The organism is Klebsiella sp. CN_Kp104, from assembly GCF_040064515.1.
In the GTDB taxonomy this organism is placed as follows: Bacteria; Pseudomonadota; Gammaproteobacteria; order Enterobacterales; family Enterobacteriaceae; genus Klebsiella; species Klebsiella aerogenes.
Genome location: NZ_JBEAII010000031.1, coordinates 1 through 22,346 on the forward strand (window position 1 = coordinate 1; position 22,346 = coordinate 22,346).

Below are 22,346 nucleotides of genomic sequence, written 5' to 3' on the forward strand. Positions count from 1 at the left end.
TGATCATGGCGAAGCTGATGAACGTGTTCAGTAAACACAAGATCAACCCGCTGATAGGTTCCGCCGGGGTGTCGGCGGTGCCGATGGCAGCAAGGGTGTCCAACAAGGTGGGTCTGGAAGCGGACGGGCAGAACTTCCTGCTGATGCACGCGATGGGCCCGAACGTGGCCGGGGTGATCGGCTCGGCGATCGCCGCCGGGGTGATGCTCAAGTACGTGCTGGCGATGTAAGCCGGCATCCTTCCCGGGTTGCGGCTGGCGCCCAACCCGGGCAACCACACCAGCGCCCGACTCAATGGCTTTTGATCGGGCGTTTTTCTGAAATTATTGGATCTGTGTGCCATCTGGTAGCACGCAGGCCGCCAAACGAGGAAACTAACTATTTAATGTCTATCGGCCCTATGTCTACCCGCAAAATCACCCACTGGTTTGCAAGGCGATCCTTTCAAAACCGCATCTTCCTGCTGATCTTATTTACCTCGACCGTCGTCATGTTGGCCATGTCCTGGTATCTGACAGACATTACAGAGGAACGTCTTCATTACCAGGTCGGACAACGGGCGCTGATTCAGGCGATGCAAATTTCGGCGATGCCGGAGCTGGTGGAAGCGGTCCAGAAACGCGATCTCGCGAGAATCAAAGAACTTATCGACCCCATGCGTTCATTCTCTGACGCCACCTACATTACCGTTGGCGATGCGCAAGGCCGACGTCTGTACCACGTTAACCCTGATGAAATCGGCAAATCGATGGAGGGGGGCGATAGCGATGAGGCGCTGTATAACGCCAAAAGCTACGTCTCTGTGCGCAAAGGTTCATTAGGATCATCGTTACGGGGTAAATCGCCGATTCAGGACGCCAGCGGGAAAGTCATCGGCATCGTGTCGGTCGGCTATACCATCGAACAGTTAGAGAACTGGCTCAGCCTGCAGATAAGTTCGCTACTGATCCCGATGGCGATTATCCTGCTATTACTGCTGTATTGCGCCCGCCGCTTCTCGTTGCATATCAAAAAGCAGATGCTCAATATGGAGCCCCAGCAGCTATCGCAACTGCTCATCCAGCAAAGCGTGCTCTTTGAATCGGTGTTTGAAGGGCTTATCGCCATAGACTCAAACTATAAAATAACCGCGATAAATCAGACCGCCCGCCGTCTGCTTAATCTGAGCCAGCCAGAGCCGACGCTAATCGGCAAAGGGATCAGCAGCGTTATTTCGCAAGAGGCCTTCTTCTACGATGCGCCTCACGAGAATAAGAAAGACGCGATCGTCACTTTTAATCAGATCAAAGTGATCGCCAGCCGTATGGCGGTGATCTTAAATAATGCGCCCCAGGGATGGGTAATTAGTTTTCGCAGCAAAGATGATATCAATACCCTCAGCCTGCAGCTCAGCCAGGTGCAGCAGTACGCCGATAACCTGCGCGCCGTACAGCATGAACACCGTAATTTGATCTCGACTATCGCCGGACTGCTGTTTCTCAAACGCTACGATCACGCATTGGATCTGATTCAGCAACAGTCAGAAAGCCACCAGAAGGTGCTCGATTTTATTGCGCGTAATTTCCAGGATAATCACCTTGCCGGGTTACTGATCGGTAAATATTACCGGGCCAAAGAGCTCGGCCTTGAACTGGTGTTCGACCCATCCTGTTTCGTCGATAAACTTCCCGGCGCGCTTTCGCACAGCGAATGGATCTCGATCGTGGGGAATCTTCTCGACAACGCCTACAATGCCACTTTGCGCCAGCCGCTGGGATCGAAACAGATCGAATGTTTGATTAACAGCGATGGTCATGAACTGATTGTCGAGATCGCCGATCAGGGTTGCGGCATTGACGAGGCGCTACGCGATCGGATCTTCGAACGCGGCGTCACCAGCAGCGCTAGCGGCGATCACGGTATTGGGCTCTGGCTGGTACGCAGTTACGTAGATCAAGCAGGCGGCAGTATCGTCGTCGAAAATAATATTCCTTTTGGCACCATCTTTACTCTTTATATCCCCCTGACCCGAGATGAACATCATGGATAGCATCACTACTCTTATCGTTGAAGACGAACCTATGCTGGCGGAAATCCTGGTGGATACCATCAAACAGTTCCCCCAGTTCAACGTTATCGGCATTGCGGATAAACTGGAAAGCGCAAAAAAAATGCTGCGTCTCTACCAGCCGCAGCTGATCCTGTTAGATAACTTTCTCCCTGATGGCAAGGGATTGGATCTGATTCGCCACGCCGTCAGCACCAACTACAAAGGGCGAATCATTTTTATTACCGCTGATAATCATATGGATACCATCAGCGAAGCCCTGCGTCTGGGGGTATTTGATTACCTGATTAAGCCGGTGCACTATCAACGTCTACAACACACCCTGGAGCGCTTCGCCCGCTACCGCAGTTCACTGCGATCAAGCGAACAGGCCAGCCAGACCCACGTCGACGCCCTGTTTAATATTCAGGCCCGCGAGCAAACAGAGCCCGCTGAAGCGCCGCTACGCGGGATCGATGAAAGTACCTTTCATCGTGTGCTGCAGTTGTTCTCTGACCCGAAAGTAGTGCATACCGCTGACTCTCTGGCTCGCATCCTCGGCAGCAGTAAAACCACCGCCCGTCGCTATCTGGAACAAGGCGTCAAAAACGATTTTCTGGAAGCGGAAATCAGTTATGGCAAAGTCGGCAGGCCGGAGCGTATTTATCGCGGTAAGCATCCCTATCCGGAGCATGCCTGAAACACTTACTCGAGGTTATAGCTGACGATCATCTGCCCCTTTTTCATTTTCAGCTGGCTGATAACAATATTCCCCAGCGCCGCCAGACTGGCGACATGGGTACCGCCGCAGGGATAAGCCGGTAGCTCGCCGAATCCCACGGCGCGCAAGCCATTAGCGAAGGTGATGCGGCGCGGTAAATCCTGTCGTTGCCACGCGCTCACCTGTGTCAGCAGTGCGCTGGCTTCCGGTAATACGGCGCCAGCGCGGGCAGCAAACGTAATCCGCCCCTCTCCAGGCCAGTGATGCGCCTTCACCGGTCGCCAGCCTAACTGCTCGCCTGCCAGTCCCAGCAAATGACCGGCTGAGTGCAGACGGGCATGTAGCTGCCGCGCAGAGGCATCAATTCGTATCTTCACCTCGCCCAGCGGCAGCGGCTGCTCAACGATATGCAGTACGCTATCGCCGCGCGTAGCGACCGTCATTACGACCTGCTCGTCGATCCAGCCGCTATCCGACGGCTGGCCGCCGCCCTGTGGATGAAACAGCGTACGATCAAGTTCAATAGCGTAACGGCCATCGGCTTCGGCGCGACAGCCGATAATCTGTGCGCGCCCTTCGGTGGCGTCGCTGGCGTAATAAACACGTTCAGTCATGGTTGTTCTCCTCTCTGTCAGCACAGTATATTGATAATATTGACAGCGATAATCTCCTCTACAACCAATGCACTTTTGCTCCAAGGGCACAAATGAATTTGAACCTTCTACCTGACCTCGCCCTCTTTGTACAAATTGTCGAGCAAGGCAGCTTTTCCGCCGTCGCCCGCCAGAACGGCCTTACCCCCTCCGCCGTGAGCCGCAGCGTCTCGCGGCTGGAGCAGGAGATGAGCTGCAAGCTGCTGCACCGAACCACCCGCAAACTACGGCTGAGCGATGCCGGGAAAGTGGTGTATGAACCTGCGCTTGAAATGCTGGAAGCAGCGCGACAGGCCATGGACTCCGCCGGGAGTACCCAAACGGTGGCTCAGGGCAAACTGACCCTGAGCGTGCCGAAGGCCGTCGGACGCTTTGTCATCCATCCGCTAATGATGAGCTTTTTCAACCAATATCCGCAGGTAGACGTCTGCTTACGGTTGGAAGACCGCGACCTTGATTTTATCGATGACGGCATTGATCTGGCGCTACGCATCACCCATAGCCCCTCCCCTGGCCTGCATGGCAAACCACTGATGCCGATCGCGCATCTCATCTGCGCCACTAAGGAGTATTTACAGCGCCACGGTACGCCGCATACCCCGCAGGATCTGCGCGCGCATAGCTGCATCAGCCTTGGCGAAACGCCCGCCGACGCGCGGTGGAAATTTCGTCGCGAAGGCAAAAGCGAAACGGTGCAGACGCATGGGCGCTACGCCGCTAACCACACCGCCGTGCGTCTCGATGCCGTTAAGCAACATCTGGGTATCGGTAGTCTGCCGCTGTTTACCGCTCGCGAAGCGCTGGCAAAGGGTGAAATTGTGCAAGTGCTGCCGGAATGGGAATTTATCAGCAGCTATTCCGGCAATCTGTGGTTGTTATGGGCAGGCCATAAGCATATGCCCGCCAGGATGCGGGCAATGATTGATTTTCTTAGCGAGAAGGTGCCGGCGCTGAACGCAGGCAACACATTGCCAGCGATAAAATAAAAAACCACGGGAAAATGAACCCCGGTAAGAACCAAAGACCGGATCGGCCAATGTCATGCATTCGACGGAAACCTACCGCCAGCATCGGAATAGTCATTGGCAACAGCAGCACAATATCCACTGGAACGACAAACAGGATAAACATCCCGTAATCATCGTTGTATGACATCGCCAGATACCACAGCAGCAGCGGCGCTGACAATATCAGTAAATTGAAGATCAAAAATGCCCAGAACTCCAGTCGACCAGCGCGACCGGTAAAATTAAAGGCCTCTTTCCAGCCGTTCAGATATGCCTGTCCATAGGTCATGATTTTTCTCTCCCTGAGCATGACGTTAATTATGGTGGATCGGTGTAATAGCTACCTTATCAGGTACAACTGACCTGAGGGTAGATAATCCACTATGAATAATAAATGAACTGGCGCAAGAAATGGATTTATAAACCTGAAAAAAATAAGGCTGGCAGCGACACCGCTGCCAGCATGGGTTGAAATCAATTAATGACTACTGGTTAATTGATTTTTATTATAATTAATAAGGCCACCGGCTTTGATAATATCTTGTTCTGATGAAGTTAATTTCTCCATATACAGCGTTATCTGCTGCACCGGGCGATGGTCGCTAACGACAAAAGCGGTGATATCACTTAACTCGCCCTTCAGCGCGCTTTTTATTGCCGGGATATAGATAAAATCGCCGACCTCGAAATCAGGCGCCTCTTTCATCTGCAGCGGCAGCATTCCCCAGTTAATCACATTGGAACGATAGCGCTTGGTCGCGTACTCCTGACAAATATTTGCCAACCCGCCAAGTACTCGCTGGCAGCTGGCAGCCTGCTCTCGCGCCGAGCCATCACCGGGTTTCACCGCATAGATCATGCTACCGATCTCCGTCTGCGCCGCGGTAATATTTTCCTGACCCGGCAGCAGCCGTATCTGGGAAAATATATTTTCCAGCTGTGGATTTAAACGGCAAAGATCTTCACCTTTGACGCGTTGTTGCTCGATGGCGGCAATTTTTTTAGCCCGCTCCACATACTGCGGATCGCGTCGGGAAAGGGTAAATTCCGCCAGGCCTAATGGGTTTGAACGAAACGATGATGTTTCACCTGATGGTATCAGTTCGTCGGTAGTGGTCACCGGATCCATTATTTTTGAAGTAACGGCTAACAGAATATTATCCGTTAACGCATTCATTTCCGGCCAGTCTTTGATATTTGGGCCATAGATCAGCGGTTGCTGCGTAACACCTTTAACGAATCCCTGATAAACCCGGCTTTTATAGGGGGAAACATCAAATTCATATTCCTGAGCTTCGTGCCAACAATCAAGCTCCGCCGCCGAGGTTAACAATCCCCCGTTAGCGGCCGTCGCGGCAATTGAACGCGCATCCATCAGCGCCACCGCTGACATTTGCCCATTTCCAGGCTTGGAACCTTCACGGTTCGGAAAGTTACGCGTCGTATGACGGATGCTCAAGCCGTTATGCATCGGGGTATCGCCGGCGCCAAAGCAAGGACCGCAGAATGCGGTACGAATAATGGCGCCCGCGCTCATTAAATCATTGATCATCCCCCTTTTCGTTAACGCCATCAGCACCGGCTGAGAGGAGGGATATACAGAAAGCGAGAAAATATTGTCGCCACAGGAATGATGCCTCAGGGCATTAGCCGCCTGCGCCACGTTGACATAGTTTCCTCCCGCGCAACCAGCAATAATCCCCTGCTGAACGCGTAATTTGCCATTCTCTATTTTGTCCAACAGAGATAGCTTCGCGCGCCCAAGCGAGATTTTCTCAGATTCAATTTCAACTTCGCGTAAAATATCCGGCAAATTCTGATTAAGCGTATCAATTTCATAGACATTGGCAGGATGAAACGGTAGCGCGATCATCGGCTTGATAGTGCTTAAATCGATCTCAATGCAGCCATCGTAGTAAGCCATCTCTTTGGCTGACAGCGCCCGATAGTCTTTCTCTCTACCATGAAGCCGCAAAAAGTTTTTCGTCTCTTCATCGGTCTGCCAGATGGAGGATAAGCAGGTGGTCTCAGTAGTCATGACGTCAATACTGTTTCTATAGTCGGTCGACATACTGGCCACGCCGGGGCCGACGAACTCCATCACTTTGTTCTTCACATAACCGTTTTTGAATACCGCGCCAATTACTGCCAGCGCTATATCCTGAGGGCCAACGCCAGCGGCAGGTTTGCCGGTTAAATACACCGCGACGACCTCGGGATAATCAATATCCCAGGTGTTTCCCAGTAGTTGTTTAACTAGCTCACCGCCGCCTTCACCGACGGCCATCGTCCCCAGCGCGCCATAACGCGTATGGCTATCCGAGCCCAGTATCATTTGGCCACCGCCGGCCATCATCTCGCGCATGTATTGGTGAATAACGGAAATATGCGGCGGTACATAAATGCCGCCATATTTCTGTGCTGATGTGAGACCAAAAATATGATCATCGCTGTTAATGGTACCGCCCACTGCACAAAGTGAATTGTGGCAATTGGTTAAAACATACGGCAAGGGAAAGCGCGTCATTCCAGAGGCCTTGGCCGTCTGGATGATGCCCACGAAGGTGATATCATGGGAAGCCATGGAATCAAACTTTATTTTTAATTTCTGTTCATCGCCAGAAATATTATGTGCTGACAGTATTGACCAGGCGATGGTTCCCTTCCGCGCAATATCTTTAGCGACAGGATTTGCGCACTCCTCTTCCGGAATAATCCCATACTGATGGGATAAATATACCCCACGATCGTGTAATTTGATCATGACTAGCATCCTTTAAGATAGATTAAACAATAACGGTGTTCTTTTATTCGTGACTCTACGAATAAAAAGGAAAGAATATCGGCAGCAAAATAAAACTGACAATTACTGAGATGACAATCAGAGGTAATCCGACTCTGACATAATCCATAAAGCGATATCCTCCCGCGGAAAAAATCATCATATTCGCCGGCGTCCCGACCGGCGTCGCATAGGCACATGAACAGCCAATGACAATAGCCATCAACACCGCTCGCGGATCAGCGCCCATTGAATTTGCAATAGACAGGCCAATGGGAATAAGCAAGGCCGCCGTTGCGGTATTCGACATAAAATTGGTTAATACGCAGGAAATAATCAAAACGGCACTTAACAATAAGAACGGTGAAGCCTGTTGACCAAGCAGATCGATAATTGAGCGGGCCATGATTGCACCAGCGCCAGTGGTTTCGAGTGCTTTCGCTAAAGCTAATGTGCCGCCAAAAAGGAAAATCGTCTGCGAGTCAATTGACTGGTACGCTTGTTTTTCAGTAATCACGCGTGTAATAACCAAGAATAAAGCGCCAATTGAACCGATAATCGCAATCGGCAAACCAATGACGTTCTCAAAAATCATCCCCAGTACGGTAAATACCAACACTAAAACAGCAATTACTTGCTTATATTTTGGACAGCCAACGTTCCTGCTCTTTTCTGATTTCCCCGCAGTACTCACAGATTGCGCTGGCAACAGTTTATAACCGATGGTCAAAAAGTAGATGATCCCGCAAAGCAGCATGGGGATACCCAGTTTGGCATACTCGAAAAAACCGAAGCGCTGCCCGACTTGCTCCAGAGCTGACTGGGCGATCAGATTACCCGGCGAGCCAATAAGCGATAAGTTTCCGCCCAACGCTGAAGCAAACGCTAATGGCATCAACAAACGGGATTGCGCATAGCCGGACTTAACCGCGGCACCAATGACCACCGGAATCAGAACCGCAGCTGTTCCCGTATTAGACAGAAAACCAGAGAGTATTCCGCAGACCAACATAATAATAACGATGAGCTGCTTCTCTGTGCGAGCGTAACGGGTAACGATTCCGCCAATTTTATCCGTCACTCCTGTCTCAAATAAGGCGCCGCCAACCACGAACATTGCCACAAATAAAATAACGTTCTGATTAATAAACCCCGCAAAAGCCGTTTTTACATCAAAAACGCCTGTTACGACTAAAGTAATACAGACGATCATAGCCGTAGCGGCCAGAGGGATTTTTTCCCAAACAAACATCACAATTGAAAATAACAACAGTGACAATGTAATTGCTACTGGTGACATAAAGATATAACACCTCTTTTCAGTGTGTGAATTTAATAATTAGTCTAAGCAGGTGATGCAGCGTTTTATAAACTTCAAGTTAAATCACTTTCCAGTACATTAATAATTCCCACCACCATACCCCAACGGTGATATGCAGAATAAAAGTTAACAGCGCTAATATACCGCCAACAATCCACCAGGATTTAATATCATTATAACCAACCCCAAATATAACCGGGCCAGCTGCGCCACCATAATGGGTGACCATACCGCCATAGGAATTACTAAACAGCAGCGCTAAAGCGGTTAACATAACTGGTGCACCGGAAACATTCGCTAGCATGGCAAAGACCGGAACCATCGCCACAATATAAGCGCTGCCCGAGGCAAAGAAATAACGAACCAGTATACTCAACGCGACGATGACAACGAATGCCAGCGTACTATGACTGCCAAATGAAATGTTATTTTTCAGTAACTCGGCCAACCACAAGAAAAAACCAACTTTGGAAAGCAAAGAACTCAAACCAATGATACCGCCGTACCAAATTAGCGTGTTCCAGCCACCTTTATTTTTAATGACATCATCCCAGGTAACAATTTTTAATATCAGCATCAACGCCATGACGCAAATCGCCACCGTTGATTCATTAACCCCAAGCGAAGTGCTAAATACCCAACCCGCTAACGCCATCACAAACAAGCAGGAGAGCATTTTCTCACGCAAGGTCATCGGCCCTAAAGACTCAAGACCTTCTTTGGCAATGGCTTTATTATCTACTTTTTTTAATTCTGGCGGGTATAGCTTATAGGTTATAAGCGGTGTCAGTAACAGCATGATTAAGCCTGGCAATATGCCAGCCAATGCCCATCCGCCCCAGCTCAATTTGATATGGCAAATATCCTCAATCATTTTGAGCGCCAGGATATTACCCGCCATGGCGGTAAAGAACATATAACTGGTGGTTTTGGTAACCATATAGACGTTCATCATTAAATAATGACCAACGCGTTTTGCCGTATGCTCTGGTTCCGACCCTAGCGCGACAGCCACGCTATTGATGATAGGTAATACGATACCGCCAGCACGGGCCGTATTCGACGGTGTCGCGGGTGAAAGAATCAGATCCAGAAAGGCGGTAACATAGCCTAAGCCAAGTGTGGTACTCCCTATCTTGCCAATAAGAATATATGCAATCCGTTTACCTAAACCAGTAATAACAAAAGCGGCACTTAAGGTAAATGCAGAAAACACCAACCAGGTGGTACCTGATGCATAGCCACTTAATACGCTCGATGATTTTATTGAACCATCACCTAAATTGCCAATGATAACCATGGAGGCAGCCACAGCGACTAACAGTATGACTGGTTCAGAAAATGGTTTAATCACTAAACCAACAATTGCAGCCAGATAAATACCTGACAATACCCATGCAAGTTCAGTCAACCCAGCCGGGGCCGGAAATAGACTAATAAGCAATGGGATGGCAACAAGCACTAATAGCTTGCATAATGTTTTTTTATCCATTTCAATCCCTTACCTGAATGAATTTTATAAGTGCGCAGCCGCAATTATTCAGGGAGATAAACCATGCCAGAAAGAATTTTACGTGCGGTACGAATCACCGATGCACGAATATTTTCAGGAGTTTCATTAGCATTACTTAAACTGACGTCAATACTTCCGCTAGGGTGTTCAACTCTGATTAATCCCTCACCCGACATTCTCGTCAGCTCGTTAACTACGGTATCAGCAATAATACAAGAACTCGCCAGACCGATAGCGCCCGTAATAGCCAACGATTTATGACAGTTATGAGGCATGAAATACCGAACACTCAGCGTTCCACCATGTTGAGGTGGAGCAACCAGCACTGGTTTAGGTATTACCATGTTCGAGACATCGCCAAACCCCATTGCCACGCCTGCTTGCTTACGTATTGATTCAAGGCGCTGAAAAAATTCTTTATCCTGATCTAATTCCGCCGCCGATTCATACCCTGTTTTACCCAAGCTATGCGCTGGAATAATAACCATCGGCATCGCCATATCGATACAGGTGACGCGAATATCATCAAAAATATCAACCCGGTTGCCGGTTGGGAAAAGCTGGCCCGATTTCGCCCCGGCGGCGTTTAAGAATGTCAGGCCTACCGGGGCCGCATGCCCTGGAACGCCATCAATATGGGTATCTCCTTCATAAACAACCTGGCCGTCCGGGGTTTGAATGTCTGCGTCAACAAAGGTGTTGGTATTGACGTTTCTGATTCGCACCCGCGTTACTGGGGAATTCGCCGCGACAAGTCCTTTTTCGATAGCAAACCCGCCGACTGCGCACAGCATGTTGCCGCAATTAGGCGTAGTATCAACCCGTCGCTCATTGACAATGACCTGTACAAATAAGTAGTCAATATCCGCTTGCTGGCTGGTCGATTTACTGACAATAGCCACTTTACTGGTTTGCGGACTCCCGCCGCCAATGCCATCAATTTCCAGTTCATGGCCAGAACCCATGATAGTTAATAATGTTTCATCACGTTTTTGAATATCTTCTGGTAGATCATCTGCTAACAGGAAAGCGCCTTTTGATGTTCCACCACGCATGAGAACACACGGAATTTGTTTCATAACATGTTCCTTACAAATATAAAAAGATTAAATAAACGGGGCGTGAATTTAATGCACTTAATGTATTTAAAGTTTTTTATTTACTTTATTATTCATTTACTCGCACAACCGTTTACCATCTGATTCTACTTGCAAGGAAGATAGTGATTGATAAAATATAAAAATAAGACTTATACCTACAAAACATTAATAACAACTATCGTCATGGCAATAATTAACAGAGCCATTCTATATATAAATTATTTATTTCTGATTACGGAGCAGCAATGAACAATGAACTATCCGGAATGAAAGCTTTTGTCACTGTTGCCGAGCTGGGTTCATTTAGCAAAGCGGCAGAAGTACTTAACCTGACGCAACCCGCATTGACCCGCAAAATACAAAAAATAGAAAGTAACCTCAATACAGCCCTTTTCGAAAGAACCACCCGAAAAATCATGCTCACTCAAGCAGGAAAAATGCTTCTTCCAAAGGCAAAGTCACTGATTGCCAGCCTTGATGCCGCCATTTTTAACATCAGCAACCTGACTTCTAATGTGCATGATACGGTAACGCTTTCTTGTATCCCGACGGCGGTATTTTATTTTTTACCTCGCGCCATCGTTCAATTTAATCAGCGTTACCCCCATATCAAAGTTCGAATTTATGAACAAGGTATAGAAAATTGCATGGCCTCGGTGAGAAAAGGCGAAGTCGATTTTGGAATAAATATGAACTTCATCACACATCCCGACATCGAATTTAGCCCACTGGTTAATGAACCCTTCGTGCTGGCTTGCCGGCAGGATCATCCGCTGGCCAGTAAAAAATTAGTGGAATGGCGGGAGCTCGTCTCGCAGAGATTAGTTGGCGTCAGACGCTCGAGCGGTAATCGGCAACTGATTGAAAGTTGCCTGCAGGATAAGCCATGGAAATTAGATTGGTTTTACGAAGTCAGACATTTATCCACCTCTCTGGGTCTGGTCGAGGCGGGGCTTGGCATATCGGCCTTGCCCTGCCTGGCCATGCCGCATCACGCCAACAGCGCTGTCGTCAGCGTGCCGCTGGTCGAACCGGTAATCAGACGCACGCTTGGCATGATTCGCGTTAAAAACCGTCCTCTTTCCGCAGCGGCTGAACGCTTCGCGTCATTATTACTGCTCATGTGGACGGATGAAGCGAGCGAGTTATGGTGTAATGTGGTCGATTCACACCAGCAGCTATAACTGTCATGGCGCGAGAGCGAAAACCTCCGCCGCCCAATGTTGAAAACCCGCGACATCCAAATCCAACGCCACCTGTGCGTTGGCCGGTTGTCCCAGACGCCCTTCGATATCTACCACGGTAGCGCCAGCCGTCCAGGTCCCCTGCGTCTCTACCGCCACAAAGCAGGGTTTGAGCGTAAACAGATCCGGACGAACCAACCACGCAATAGCGCATAAATCATGCATTCTCAGACCGCTGCTCATACTGCCGCTGCGATAATGGCTAAATAACGCATGAAGCATTTTGCCTGTCTGATTGAGCGTTGGCAGTGTGACCAGATAGTCCGCACTCAGCATCGCTTTATTGGTGACATCCAGCCCGCACATCACAATCTCCAGCCCGCTCTGGAAGACTTTCGCGGCGGCTTCAGGATCAATGGCGATATTAAACTCGGCGTTGGGGGTAAAGTTACCGCGCCCGGCCGAGCCGCCCATCAGCACCAGTCGACGAATATTAAACAGGCACTCAGGATACTGCGTTATCAGCAAGGCAATGTTGGTTAGCGGGCCGATGGCCACCAGGGTCACGGGTTCCGGCGCGTGCATCAACGCATCGCGGATCGCCTGAAACGCCGGTTTTGCCAGCGGTTGACGGTTATGTTCGACGAAATCATAACCCTCCATGCCGGACTCGCCATGCACCGAGGCGGCATCGCGCAACGGACGTACCAGCGGCATCGACGCGCCTTGCGCCAACGGTACATCGGCATTCCAGAAATGCAGCAGTTGCAGCGCGTTGCGGGTCGTCTTTTCCACCGAGACGTTGCCCGCCACCGTGGTCATTAATTGCAAATCCAACTGTGGCGAGAAGAGCGCGGCGGCGATCGCCGCCGCATCGTCAATACCCGGATCGGTGTCGAGAATAATCGGTAAGCGCATGGTTTTCTCCCAAAAAAAATGCCAGACGTTAAGTCTGGCATCTTCTCATACTGCTGGGTGAAAGAACTTATTCTACTTCACGGACATCTACACGCAGCTCTTTCGGCACCTCGAAAACGATATTCTCTTCACGGCCTTCCAACGGCACCGCTTCGCCGCCGCCCAGCTCCTGCAGACGGGCAATCACATTCTGCACCAGGATATCCGGGGCCGACGCGCCCGCCGTTACCCCAACGCAGGCAGCAGACTTAACCCATTGTTCCTGGATATCGGTGGCATCGTCGATAAGATAGGCCGCTTTCCCCATCCGCTGCGCCAGTTCAGCCAGGCGATTGGAGTTCGAGGAGTTTTTCGAACCGACCACCAGCACCACATCAGCCTGCTCCGCCAGCGCGCGTACGGCTTCCTGACGGTTGGTGGTGGCGTAGCAAATATCGTCTTTACGCGGGCCGACGATTTTCGGGAAGCGCTCGCGCAGCGCGTCGATAACGTCAGAAGTATCATCGACGGAAAGCGTCGTCTGGGTCATAAACGACAGTCGGGCATCGTTTTTCACTTCCAGCGTCAGCACATCCTCCGGCGACTCAACCAGATACATGCCCCCTTCGGGGTTATTGTACTGGCCCATGGTGCCTTCAACTTCCGGATGCCCGGCGTGGCCAATCAGAATCGACTCTTCGCCGCGGCGGCTGGCGCGGGCGACTTCCATATGGACTTTAGTTACCAGCGGGCAGGTAGCGTCGAAAACCGTCAGGTCACGACTCTTCGCTTCGTTGCGTACTGCCTGCGAAACCCCGTGGGCGGAGAAAATCAGGATCGCGCCGTCCGGCACTTCGCTAATCTGTTCGATAAAAATCGCCCCACGCTGGCGCAGGCTATCGACGACGTAGCGATTATGGACAACTTCGTGACGAACGTAGATCGGCGCGCCGTACAGCGTCAGCGCGTTTTCGACAATGCTGATAGCGCGGTCAACGCCGGCGCAAAAACCGCGCGGGTTAGCCAACAGGATCTGCATCTTACCCCTCCAGCGCCGGATCGACTTCCAGCACTTCAATATCAAAATGAACGGTACGCCCGGCCAGCGGATGGTTGAAGTCGACGGTGATGGAATCGCCGTTCACTTCGCGGATCACACCGGGCATTTCGCTGCCATCCATTGCGGTAAAGAGCATAATCGCGCCGATTTCCGGCTCGCCGGCGTCGATAAACTCGCGGCGAGAGAAGTACTGGATCAGATCCGGGCTAGGTACGCCAAAGGCGGCGTCAGGTTCCAGCGAGAACGTGGTTTTATCGCCGGCTTTCAGCCCCAGCAGATGCTGCTCCAGCCCTTCGGAAAGCGAGGCATCACCAAGACGAAACAGCGCTGGTTTGCCGTTGCCGCGCGTGGATTCGGCGGTGGAGCCATCATCCAGTTTCAGCGTGAAGTGCACCAGCACCGCGCTGTTGCTCTGTACAGAGTTAGACATGCAGGTTTGCTCTTTTATATTGCCGCCGCTTGTTTGCCCGATGGCGCTGCGCTTACCGGGCAAACAAAGGGCGATATATACTGTAGGCCGGATAAGACGCTCTCGCGTCGCCATCCGGCAATTTTTTATGATGTTTTTTTATCACTGGAAGGCAAGAAGCCTTCCAGCACGATCAGCGCCGCGCCGATGCAGATGGCGCTATCGGCAAGGTTGAAGGTGGCAAAATGCCAGTCGCCGACATAGAAGTCGATCATATCGACCACAAAGCCGTGCCACAGACGGTCGAACAGGTTACCCAGCGCGCCGCCAATGATCAGCGCGTAGGCAATGTTGTTCAGCTTTTGCGTCGCCTTCGAACGGTACATCAGCACCGCCAGCACCACGCAGATACCAACGGCAATCCCGGCGAAGAACCAGCGCTGCCAGCCGCCGCTGTCGGCGAGGAAGCTAAAAGCCGCGCCGTAGTTGCGCGCATAATGCAGATTAAGCGATGGGAACAGCGAAACCGTCTCCCCCAGAGCGAAGTTCTGGAGGATCAGGAATTTGCTGCCCAGATCGATAATCAGCACGGCTACGACGACCCACAGCCAGCGTAGCCCCGTTGAACAGATCGATTTACTCATCAGGCGAATTTACGTTGCTCGCCGTCACCGGCGACGTTACTGACACAGCGACCGCAGATTTCTGCGTGTTCCGCTACCTTGCCGACATCGCTGGTGTAATGCCAGCAGCGTGGGCACTTCTCGCCCTCGGCTTTGCTCAGGACCACTTTCAGCCCTTTCAGCAGATCGCTCTGCCAGGCATCGGCCGGCGCCTGTGCATAATCGGCAACGTTGGCGCCGGAGGTCAACAGGACAAATCGTAATTCTTCGCCCAGCGCGTTGAGCTTGGCCGCCAGGTCAGCATCGGCATACAGCGTAACCGCCGCTTCCAGAGAACCACCGACTTTCTTATCAGCACGCGCCTGCTCGATCACCTTGTTGACTTCGCCGCGCACTTTCAGCAGTTCATCCCAGAAACCGTCGTTCATCGCTTCGTCATCGGCCAGGCCGAACAGGCCTTCATACCACTCGCCGGTGAAGACGTATTTTTCACGCTCGCCCGGCAGATAGCCCCAGATTTCGTCCGCGGTGAAGGACATGATCGGCGCCATCCAGCGCACCAGCGCTTCCACGATATGGAACAGCGCGGTCTGGCAGCTGCGACGCGCCACGCTGTCCGCTTTCGCGGTGTACTGGCGGTCTTTGATGATGTCGAGATAGAACGAGCCCATTTCGATGGAGCAGAAGCGCATCAGGCGCTGCACCACTTCGTGGAAGTCGTAGGATTCGTAGGCTTTGAGGATATCTTCCTGAGCCGCCTGCGCGCAGCCGACCGCCCAGCGGTCCAGAACGACCATCTCTTCCGGTTTAACCATATCTTTTGCCGGATCGAAACCGTTAAGGTTCGCCAGCAGGAAGCGCGCGGTATTACGGATACGACGATAGCTGTCCGCGGCGCGTTTGAGGATCTCATCAGAGACCGCCATTTCGCCGGTATAGTCGGTGGAAGCCACCCACAGACGCAGAATATCGGCGCCCAGTTTGTTCATCACGTCCTGCGGGCTAACGGTGTTACCGATAGACTTGGACATTTTGCGGCCCTGACCGTCGACGGTGAAGCCGTGGGTCAGTACCTGACGATATGGCGCTTTGCCTTTCATCGCTGTGGAGATCATCAGCGAAGACATGAACCAGCCGCGATGCTGATCGGAGCCTTCCAGATACATGTCCGCGGCGTGACCGGCGAATTCCGGACGCACATCGACCACAGAAGAGTGGGTGGACCCGGAGTCAAACCACACGTCGAGGGTATCCGGCACTTTTTCGTAGCTGTCGGCGTCATCGCCAAGGATGTCGCGGGAATCGAGATCCCACCACGCCTGGATGCCGTCAACTTCAACGCGTTTCGCCACTTCTTCCATCAGTTCGAGGGTGCGCGGGTGTAGCTCGTGGGTTTCTTTATGCACGAACAGCGACATCGGCACGCCCCAGGTACGCTGACGGGAGATACACCAGTCAGGACGGTTGGCAACCATCGATTCGATACGCGCCTGGCCCCAGTCCGGGATCCACTGCACGCCTTTGATCTCTTTCAGAGACTGCGCGCGCAGGCCTTTTTGATCCATGCTGACGAACCACTGCGGGGTAGCGCGGAAGATGATCGGCGATTTGTGGCGCCAGCAGCACGGATAGCTGTGCTGCATTTTTTCCACGTGCAGCAGCGCGCCGCTGTCACGCAGCATCTCGACGATGATGTCGTTGGCTTTGAAGACGTTGATACCATCCAGAGACGGGTAAGTCCCCGGCAGATAAGAGCCGTCCGGGCCAACCGGGTTGGCGATTTCCAGTCCATATTTCTGGCTGATAGTGTAGTCGTCCGGGCCGTGGCCGCCGGCGGTATGTACCGCGCCGGTACCCGCATCCAGCGTCACGTGGTCGCCAAGGATCGCCGGCACATCGAAATCGAGGAACGGATGCTTAAAGCGCATCAGTTCAAGCTCGGAACCCTGTACCGCCGCCAGGATGGTGTAATCCGCCACGCCAATGCGCTGCATCACGCTCTCAACCAGGTCTTTCGCCAGGATCAGCGCCTGGCCGTCAACCTGCACCAGCGCATAGTCGAACTCAGGAGACAGAGAGATAGCGCGGTTGGCCGGCAGGGTCCACGGCGTGGTGGTCCAGATAACCAGAGAAACCGGGCCGTTAACGTCGGTTACGCCGAACTTCGCCAGCACGGCGGCTTTATCTACCGCGTGGAACGCCACATCGATAGACGGAGACGTTTTGTCATAGTACTCAACTTCCGCTTCCGCCAGCGCGGAACGGCAGTCAACGCACCAGTGCACCGGCTTAGCGCCTTTATGCAGGTGACCGTTGCCGATGATTTTACCCAGCGCGCGGATGATATTGGCTTCAGTTTTGAAGTCCATGGTCAGGTACGGACGCGACCAGTCGCCCAGCACGCCCAGGCGGATAAAGTCTTTACGCTGGCCGTCGATCTGCTCGGCGGCATATTCACGGCACTTGGCGCGGAATTCTGCGGCGGTGAATTTCTCACCCGGCTTGCCGTATTGCTGCTCGACTTTCAGTTCGATCGGCAGACCGTGGCAGTCCCAACCCGGAACGTACGGCGAGTCAAAACCCGTCAGTCCTTTGGACTTAACGATAATGTCTTTCAGAATCTTGTTAACCGAGTGACCAATATGAATGCTGCCATTCGCATAAGGAGGGCCATCATGCAGAATGAAGGTTTTTTTGCCTTTTTTCGCCGCACGGATGATGCCGTACAGGTCATCATCGGTCCAACGCGCCAGCATTCCCGGCTCGCGTTTGGCGAGATCGCCACGCATCGGGAACCCTGTTTCCGGCAAATTCAGGGTGGATTTATAGTCACTCATCAGATTCTCGGTTCCGTTATTTCGGTTTGATAAATACCAGTAGGATTATCCCTGCCTGGTGAGCCCAAAGTACTCGCGGGCCGTTAACTCATCTCGTGCGATTTGCGCTTTTAGCTCATCCAGCGACGCAAAACGCTGCTCGTTACGTATTTTTTTACGCAGTATTACATCTATATGGCGACCGTAGAGGTCCATTACAACGTCCAGAAGGTGAACTTCCAGCTGCTGTCGCACGCCGGAGACCGTTGGACGAGTGCCAATGTTGGCGACGCCGGGTAATGGCTTATCGCCGAGCCCTGTCACTTCTACCGCAAAGACCCCTTTAACCGGGGAAACCTGACGACGCAGCGGTAAGTTCGCCGTCGGGAAACCTATGGTGCGCCCCAGCTCATCGCCGTGGACGACGCGACCTGAGATGGTAAACGGATGCCCCAGCAGGTTTTCCGCCTGCGCGAGGTCATCGTCGGCCAGCGCCTGACGCACCGCGGTGCTGCTAATACGCACGCCGCCTTCGCAGAAGGTCTGGGTACTGGTGACGTCAAAACCGTACTCCGCCCCGGCCTTCTGTAATAACAAGAAATCCCCCTGACGACCAGCGCCAAAGCGGAAATCATCGCCGACGGCAAGGAACCGCACGCCCAACTGGCGCACCAACAGTTCGCTGATGAAATCTTGCGCCGTCAGCGCCGCGAAACGCCGGTCGAAACGGACACACAGCACGTAGTCGACACCGCTTTCCGCCAGGTAGCCAAGCTTCTCACGCAGCCGCGTGATCCGCGCCGGCGCTTTATCGGCGGCAAACAGCTCCAGCGGCTGCGGCTCAAAAATCATCACCACAACCGGCAGACCGAGCTGGCGGCCCTCTGCGCGCAGGCGCTGCAGCAGCGCCTGATGCCCGCGATGCACGCCGTCGAAATTTCCAATGGTCAGCACGCACCCGTGCGGGGCCTGACTGAGATTATGTATGCCGCGTATCAGCTTCATGTCTGGCTCAAAACAGTGAAAATCGTCCGAGTATACCTTGTACAACAGGCGACGTTAACCAGCGATTGCACCTCGATTACGAAAGATCCTGCTAATTCATTCACTCAGCGTAATAATGCAGGAAAAACTATACGCAGCCGTCGATTTTTATGGTGGAAAGACTGTATTCGACTACAACAAGCTGGTAGAATCTTGCGCCATCACTACGTAATGAAGCCTCGTTATCTTAAACGGCGCTTATTTGCACAAATCCATTGACAAAAGAAGGCTAAACGGGCATATTCCTCGGCCTTTGAATTGTCCATATAGAACACATTTGGGAGTTGGACCTTGGCTAATATCAAATCAGCTAAGAAGCGCGCCGTTCAGTCTGAAAAGGCTCGCAAGCACAACGCAAGCCGTCGCTCTATGATGCGTACTTTCATCAAGAAAGTATACGCAGCTATCGAAGCTGGCGACAAAGCTGCTGCACTGAAAGCATTTAACGAAATGCAACCAATCGTGGACCGTCAGGCTGCTAAAGGTCTGATCCACAAAAACAAAGCTGCGCGTCATAAAGCAAACCTGACTGCACAGATCAACAAACTGGCTTAATCGCCCGCTTGCTGAACTTTGTTAAAAAAACCCGCGAAAGCGGGTTTTTTTATGTCTGTTGTTTGCCGGTACTTAGTTTTGCGGCTGCGCAAATAGCGATGAATAATCGCGGTTGCAGATACGCTGTACCGCGGGATGCTGAATCATTCGCTCGGCAAAAATAGCGTGATACTCCTCCATCACGTTTTCCATGCGGCCAATTTCAACAATCGACTCATCGGCATAGAAATCGTGAGCATAGAGGGTTGGCGCCACAAAAATCGCATTATGCGCCGCGCCGAAGGCTTTCATAAGCGCCGCATCGTCGAACTCGCCGAGAATTTCCACCTGCAGCCCCTGCGAATTAAACCAGTTCAGCAATTTGCGCCCGAGCATGGAACGGCGACCGGGAATGAGCAGACGACGTTCCTCAAGACAGGCGGGAAACGGTTTTTCCGGCGGCGGATTCATACACCAGAAGCTCACCCCGCATTCACCGATTTTCACCGAGAACAGCCCTTCCTGCTGGGTTGAATCAATCGGGCAATCCGAGATAATCATATCCAGCTTATGCTGGCTCAGTTGCTCCAGCAGCATCTCGTGGGTGGATTCAAAACAGCGCAGGTGAATTTGTTCATCTTCTACTACCGCCGCATCCAGAACGCCGCTCACCAGCCGCTTGGATAGCGCATCGGCGACACCGACATCAAACAGCAGGTTCGACTCTTTGCGATAATTGACGATATCGAGCATCTCCTGGCTCAGGGTGAACATGCGATCCGCGTAGCGAAACACCAGCTCTCCCAGCTCACTGGGTTCCAGGCCTCGTCCTTTACGTTTAAAGAGTTTGCCCTGTAATCGTTCTTCCAGCGCCTTAATCTGCCCGGTAATCGTCTGCGGCGTCAGATACAGCGCCTCGGCGGCTCCGACGACCGAGCCTTCCCGATAGACGTGCCAGAAGTAGTACAAATGGTTGTAATTGATATGCGACATGCTTCTCTCCCTGATATGCCCCGGAGAGCCCGCAGGCTCTCCCGATGATGTTACACGCTGTGAGGATCCGTTACGCGCTTACGCAGAATCATGTAGCCAATGATGGCTGACAGAATCGACCCTATCAGAATGCCCAGCTTGGCCCAGTTGATCAATCCGGGGTCAACGCTACTGAAGGCGAGCGTGGCGATGAAAATCGACATGGTGAAGCCGATTCCGCACAGTACGCCGACCGCCATAATCTGCGGGAAGCGGGTTCCTGGCGGCAACGAGGCCCACTTAAACTTCAGCGCCAGCCAGCAGAACAGGCTAATGCCAAGCGGCTTACCGACAAACAGCCCGGCAATAATCCCCAGAGGCAGCAGCGAAGTCAGCCCTGCGAACGTGACGCCCTGCAGCGAAACCCCGGCATTGGCAAAAGCGAACAGCGGCAGGATTAGAAACGCAACCCACGGATGCAGCACATGCTCAAGCTGCTTCGCTGGCGATTTACCATTCTGCTCCTTCAACGGGATCATAAAGCCGACGATAACCCCCGCCAGGGTCGCATGTACGCCGGATTTCAGTACTGCCGTCCACAGCACCGCGCCAACCAGGATATAGATACCGGTGCGCCGCACGCCGCAGAGATTGAGCGCCGCCAGTACCACAATCGCGCCAGCGGCGACGGCCAACGACAGTACCGACAGATCGTTGGTATAAAACAGCGCGATAATCACAATCGCCCCGAGGTCATCAATAATAGCCAGCGCCATCAGGAAAATTTTCAACGCCGTTGGTACCCGGTTGCCTAATAGCGCCAAAACGCCAAGCGCAAAGGCGATATCGGTCGCCGCCGGGATAGCCCACCCTTCCCGCGCAACGGGATCCTGGGCATTGAAGGCTAAATAGATAAGCGCTGGCACCACCATGCCGCCAATCGCGGCAACCACCGGGAACACCGCCTGACGGCGGCTGGCGAGCGCCCCCTGGATCATCTCACGCTTCACCTCCAGGCCAATTAACAGGAAAAACACCGCCATTAGCGCATCGTTGATCCACAACAGCATGTTTTTGTTAATTTCCAGCGCGCCGACGCGCAGCTGTACCGGGGTATCTAAAAAAGCATGATACAGACCGCTGGTGACGCTGCTATTGGCCATAATCATCGCCAGCGCGGCGGCGCAGATTAGGATAATGCCCCCGGAAGCATCGCTACTGAAAAATCGTTGCAGATGTTTCACTTTTACTCTCACCTTGTTGGTCAATAACTCGATAAAAGTATGATACAGCCGCCAACACATCGAAAAAAACAGATTTAAATTGCCATTAAGATCGCTTTTTTCGATCATTACCGACATCCGTTAATCATAGACCACCCGCAACAGAGTGAGCTGCTTGTCGGCATCGAGATAAATTTTTTCCACCGTTGCATAAGCCGAAGCCAGCGAAGTGGTGATATTTTCCACAATCACGTGGCGCTCGATACGATCGGCGCGCTGGCACAAAATCTCGCTACTTTCCGTTTCGTTCCAGCAGCTTTCAGTAACTACATTGCCAAAAAATTGGATATTACCGGCAGTGTGAGCCCGCACGCCGCCAATGGTGAACAGTGAAAGGGCCGCCAGCCCTAACCAGTCTTTCTTGAATTGCATACGCCAAATCCTCGGTCTGAGGAAGCTGA

General features: G+C 52.2%; 21 protein-coding genes. 6 read left to right on the forward strand and 15 right to left on the reverse strand.

Annotation, left to right across the window (positions count from 1 at the left end; genetic code table 11):
- From ABLU80_RS16660 to ABLU80_RS16670, 3 genes are all read left to right on the forward strand, one after another.
- Positions 1-230: sodium ion-translocating decarboxylase subunit beta (locus ABLU80_RS16660; protein WP_348850218.1), on the forward strand; the 230-nt coding region annotated here is incomplete at its 5' end.
- Positions 231-400: 170 nt separating this feature from the next.
- On the forward strand, positions 401-2,029 hold the full coding sequence (locus ABLU80_RS16665; RefSeq protein ID WP_045358816.1) for a sensor histidine kinase: 1,629 nt from the start codon (positions 401-403) through the stop codon (positions 2,027-2,029).
- A complete protein-coding gene (locus tag ABLU80_RS16670) occupies positions 2,022-2,726 on the forward strand; it encodes a response regulator (RefSeq protein WP_015368314.1) in 705 nt (234 codons plus the stop codon). Before ABLU80_RS16665 ends, ABLU80_RS16670 begins: the two co-directional genes overlap by 8 nt.
- A gap of 5 nt (positions 2,727-2,731) precedes the next feature.
- Here the strand turns inward: ABLU80_RS16670 and ABLU80_RS16675 are convergent, their stop codons facing one another.
- Entirely contained in the window at positions 2,732-3,361 is a 630-nt protein-coding gene (locus ABLU80_RS16675; protein ID WP_063445707.1) for a hypothetical protein, read from the reverse strand.
- 92 nt (positions 3,362-3,453) lie between these two features.
- On the opposite strand from ABLU80_RS16675, the gene ABLU80_RS16680 reads away from it, so the two are divergent.
- On the forward strand, positions 3,454-4,386 hold the full coding sequence (locus ABLU80_RS16680; protein ID WP_348850219.1) for a LysR family transcriptional regulator: 933 nt from the start codon (positions 3,454-3,456) through the stop codon (positions 4,384-4,386).
- Here the strand turns inward: ABLU80_RS16680 and ABLU80_RS16685 are convergent.
- From ABLU80_RS16685 to ABLU80_RS16705, 5 genes are all read right to left on the reverse strand, one after another.
- Entirely contained in the window at positions 4,331-4,696 is a 366-nt protein-coding gene (locus ABLU80_RS16685) for a DUF805 domain-containing protein (RefSeq protein ID WP_047080134.1), read from the reverse strand. The two genes, ABLU80_RS16680 and ABLU80_RS16685, sit on opposite strands and share 56 nt — an antisense overlap.
- A gap of 189 nt (positions 4,697-4,885) precedes the next feature.
- Positions 4,886-7,171, reverse strand: a complete 2,286-nt coding sequence (locus ABLU80_RS16690; RefSeq protein WP_348850220.1) for a hydratase — start codon at positions 7,169-7,171, stop codon at positions 4,886-4,888.
- Positions 7,172-7,226: 55 nt separating this feature from the next.
- Positions 7,227-8,489 (reverse strand): SLC13 family permease, encoded by a 1,263-nt coding sequence (locus tag ABLU80_RS16695; RefSeq protein ID WP_348850221.1) that lies wholly within the window; start codon positions 8,487-8,489, stop codon positions 7,227-7,229.
- A 79-nt stretch (positions 8,490-8,568) separates the two neighbouring features.
- On the reverse strand, positions 8,569-10,002 hold the full coding sequence (locus tag ABLU80_RS16700) for an anion permease (RefSeq protein ID WP_015368319.1): 1,434 nt from the start codon (positions 10,000-10,002) through the stop codon (positions 8,569-8,571).
- Between the two features lie 44 nt (positions 10,003-10,046).
- A complete protein-coding gene (locus tag ABLU80_RS16705; protein WP_262853376.1) occupies positions 10,047-11,102 on the reverse strand; it encodes a 4-oxalomesaconate tautomerase in 1,056 nt (351 codons plus the stop codon).
- A gap of 266 nt (positions 11,103-11,368) precedes the next feature.
- Here ABLU80_RS16705 and ABLU80_RS16710 point away from each other — a divergent pair, with 266 nt between their 5' ends.
- The gene (locus ABLU80_RS16710) at positions 11,369-12,307 is read left to right on the forward strand and encodes a LysR family transcriptional regulator (RefSeq protein ID WP_020079641.1); all 939 of its coding nucleotides are present in this window, start codon (positions 11,369-11,371) and stop codon (positions 12,305-12,307) included.
- 3 nt (positions 12,308-12,310) lie between these two features.
- On the opposite strand, the gene rihC is transcribed toward ABLU80_RS16710, so the two are convergent.
- From rihC to ribF, 6 genes are all read right to left on the reverse strand, one after another.
- Positions 12,311-13,225 (reverse strand): ribonucleoside hydrolase RihC, encoded by a 915-nt coding sequence (rihC, locus tag ABLU80_RS16715; protein ID WP_046883386.1) that lies wholly within the window; start codon positions 13,223-13,225, stop codon positions 12,311-12,313.
- Between the two features lie 67 nt (positions 13,226-13,292).
- Complete coding sequence (ispH, locus tag ABLU80_RS16720; protein WP_015368325.1) at positions 13,293-14,243, reverse strand: 4-hydroxy-3-methylbut-2-enyl diphosphate reductase; 951 nt, start codon at positions 14,241-14,243, stop codon at positions 13,293-13,295.
- 1 nt (position 14,244) lies between these two features.
- Positions 14,245-14,694 (reverse strand): FKBP-type peptidyl-prolyl cis-trans isomerase, encoded by a 450-nt coding sequence (gene fkpB, locus ABLU80_RS16725; protein WP_015368326.1) that lies wholly within the window; start codon positions 14,692-14,694, stop codon positions 14,245-14,247.
- A 125-nt stretch (positions 14,695-14,819) separates the two neighbouring features.
- Positions 14,820-15,317, reverse strand: coding sequence for a signal peptidase II (gene lspA / locus ABLU80_RS16730; RefSeq protein ID WP_015368327.1), 498 nt, complete (start codon positions 15,315-15,317; stop codon positions 14,820-14,822).
- Positions 15,317-18,133, reverse strand: coding sequence for an isoleucine--tRNA ligase (gene ileS / locus ABLU80_RS16735; protein WP_348850223.1), 2,817 nt, complete (start codon positions 18,131-18,133; stop codon positions 15,317-15,319). Before ileS ends, lspA begins: the two co-directional genes overlap by 1 nt.
- A gap of 45 nt (positions 18,134-18,178) precedes the next feature.
- Entirely contained in the window at positions 18,179-19,117 is a 939-nt protein-coding gene (gene ribF, locus ABLU80_RS16740; RefSeq protein ID WP_015704352.1) for a bifunctional riboflavin kinase/FAD synthetase, read from the reverse strand.
- A 330-nt stretch (positions 19,118-19,447) separates the two neighbouring features.
- Between ribF and rpsT the strand changes: the two genes are divergently transcribed.
- Complete coding sequence (gene rpsT / locus ABLU80_RS16745) at positions 19,448-19,711, forward strand: 30S ribosomal protein S20 (protein WP_001518655.1); 264 nt, start codon at positions 19,448-19,450, stop codon at positions 19,709-19,711.
- 72 nt (positions 19,712-19,783) lie between these two features.
- Here the strand turns inward: rpsT and nhaR are convergent, their stop codons facing one another.
- The 3 genes from nhaR to ABLU80_RS16760 all read right to left on the reverse strand — a co-directional run bounded on the left by nhaR (position 19,784) and on the right by ABLU80_RS16760 (position 22,317).
- The gene (gene nhaR / locus ABLU80_RS16750) at positions 19,784-20,683 is read right to left on the reverse strand and encodes a transcriptional activator NhaR (protein ID WP_015368331.1); all 900 of its coding nucleotides are present in this window, start codon (positions 20,681-20,683) and stop codon (positions 19,784-19,786) included.
- A 50-nt stretch (positions 20,684-20,733) separates the two neighbouring features.
- Positions 20,734-21,906 (reverse strand): Na+/H+ antiporter NhaA, encoded by a 1,173-nt coding sequence (gene nhaA / locus ABLU80_RS16755; RefSeq protein ID WP_032706676.1) that lies wholly within the window; start codon positions 21,904-21,906, stop codon positions 20,734-20,736.
- A 120-nt stretch (positions 21,907-22,026) separates the two neighbouring features.
- Positions 22,027-22,317 carry a hypothetical protein gene (locus ABLU80_RS16760; protein ID WP_047080140.1) on the reverse strand — a complete coding sequence of 97 codons (291 nt, stop codon included), beginning with the start codon at positions 22,315-22,317 and terminating at the stop codon, positions 22,027-22,029.
- Positions 22,318-22,346 lie beyond the last annotated feature (29 nt).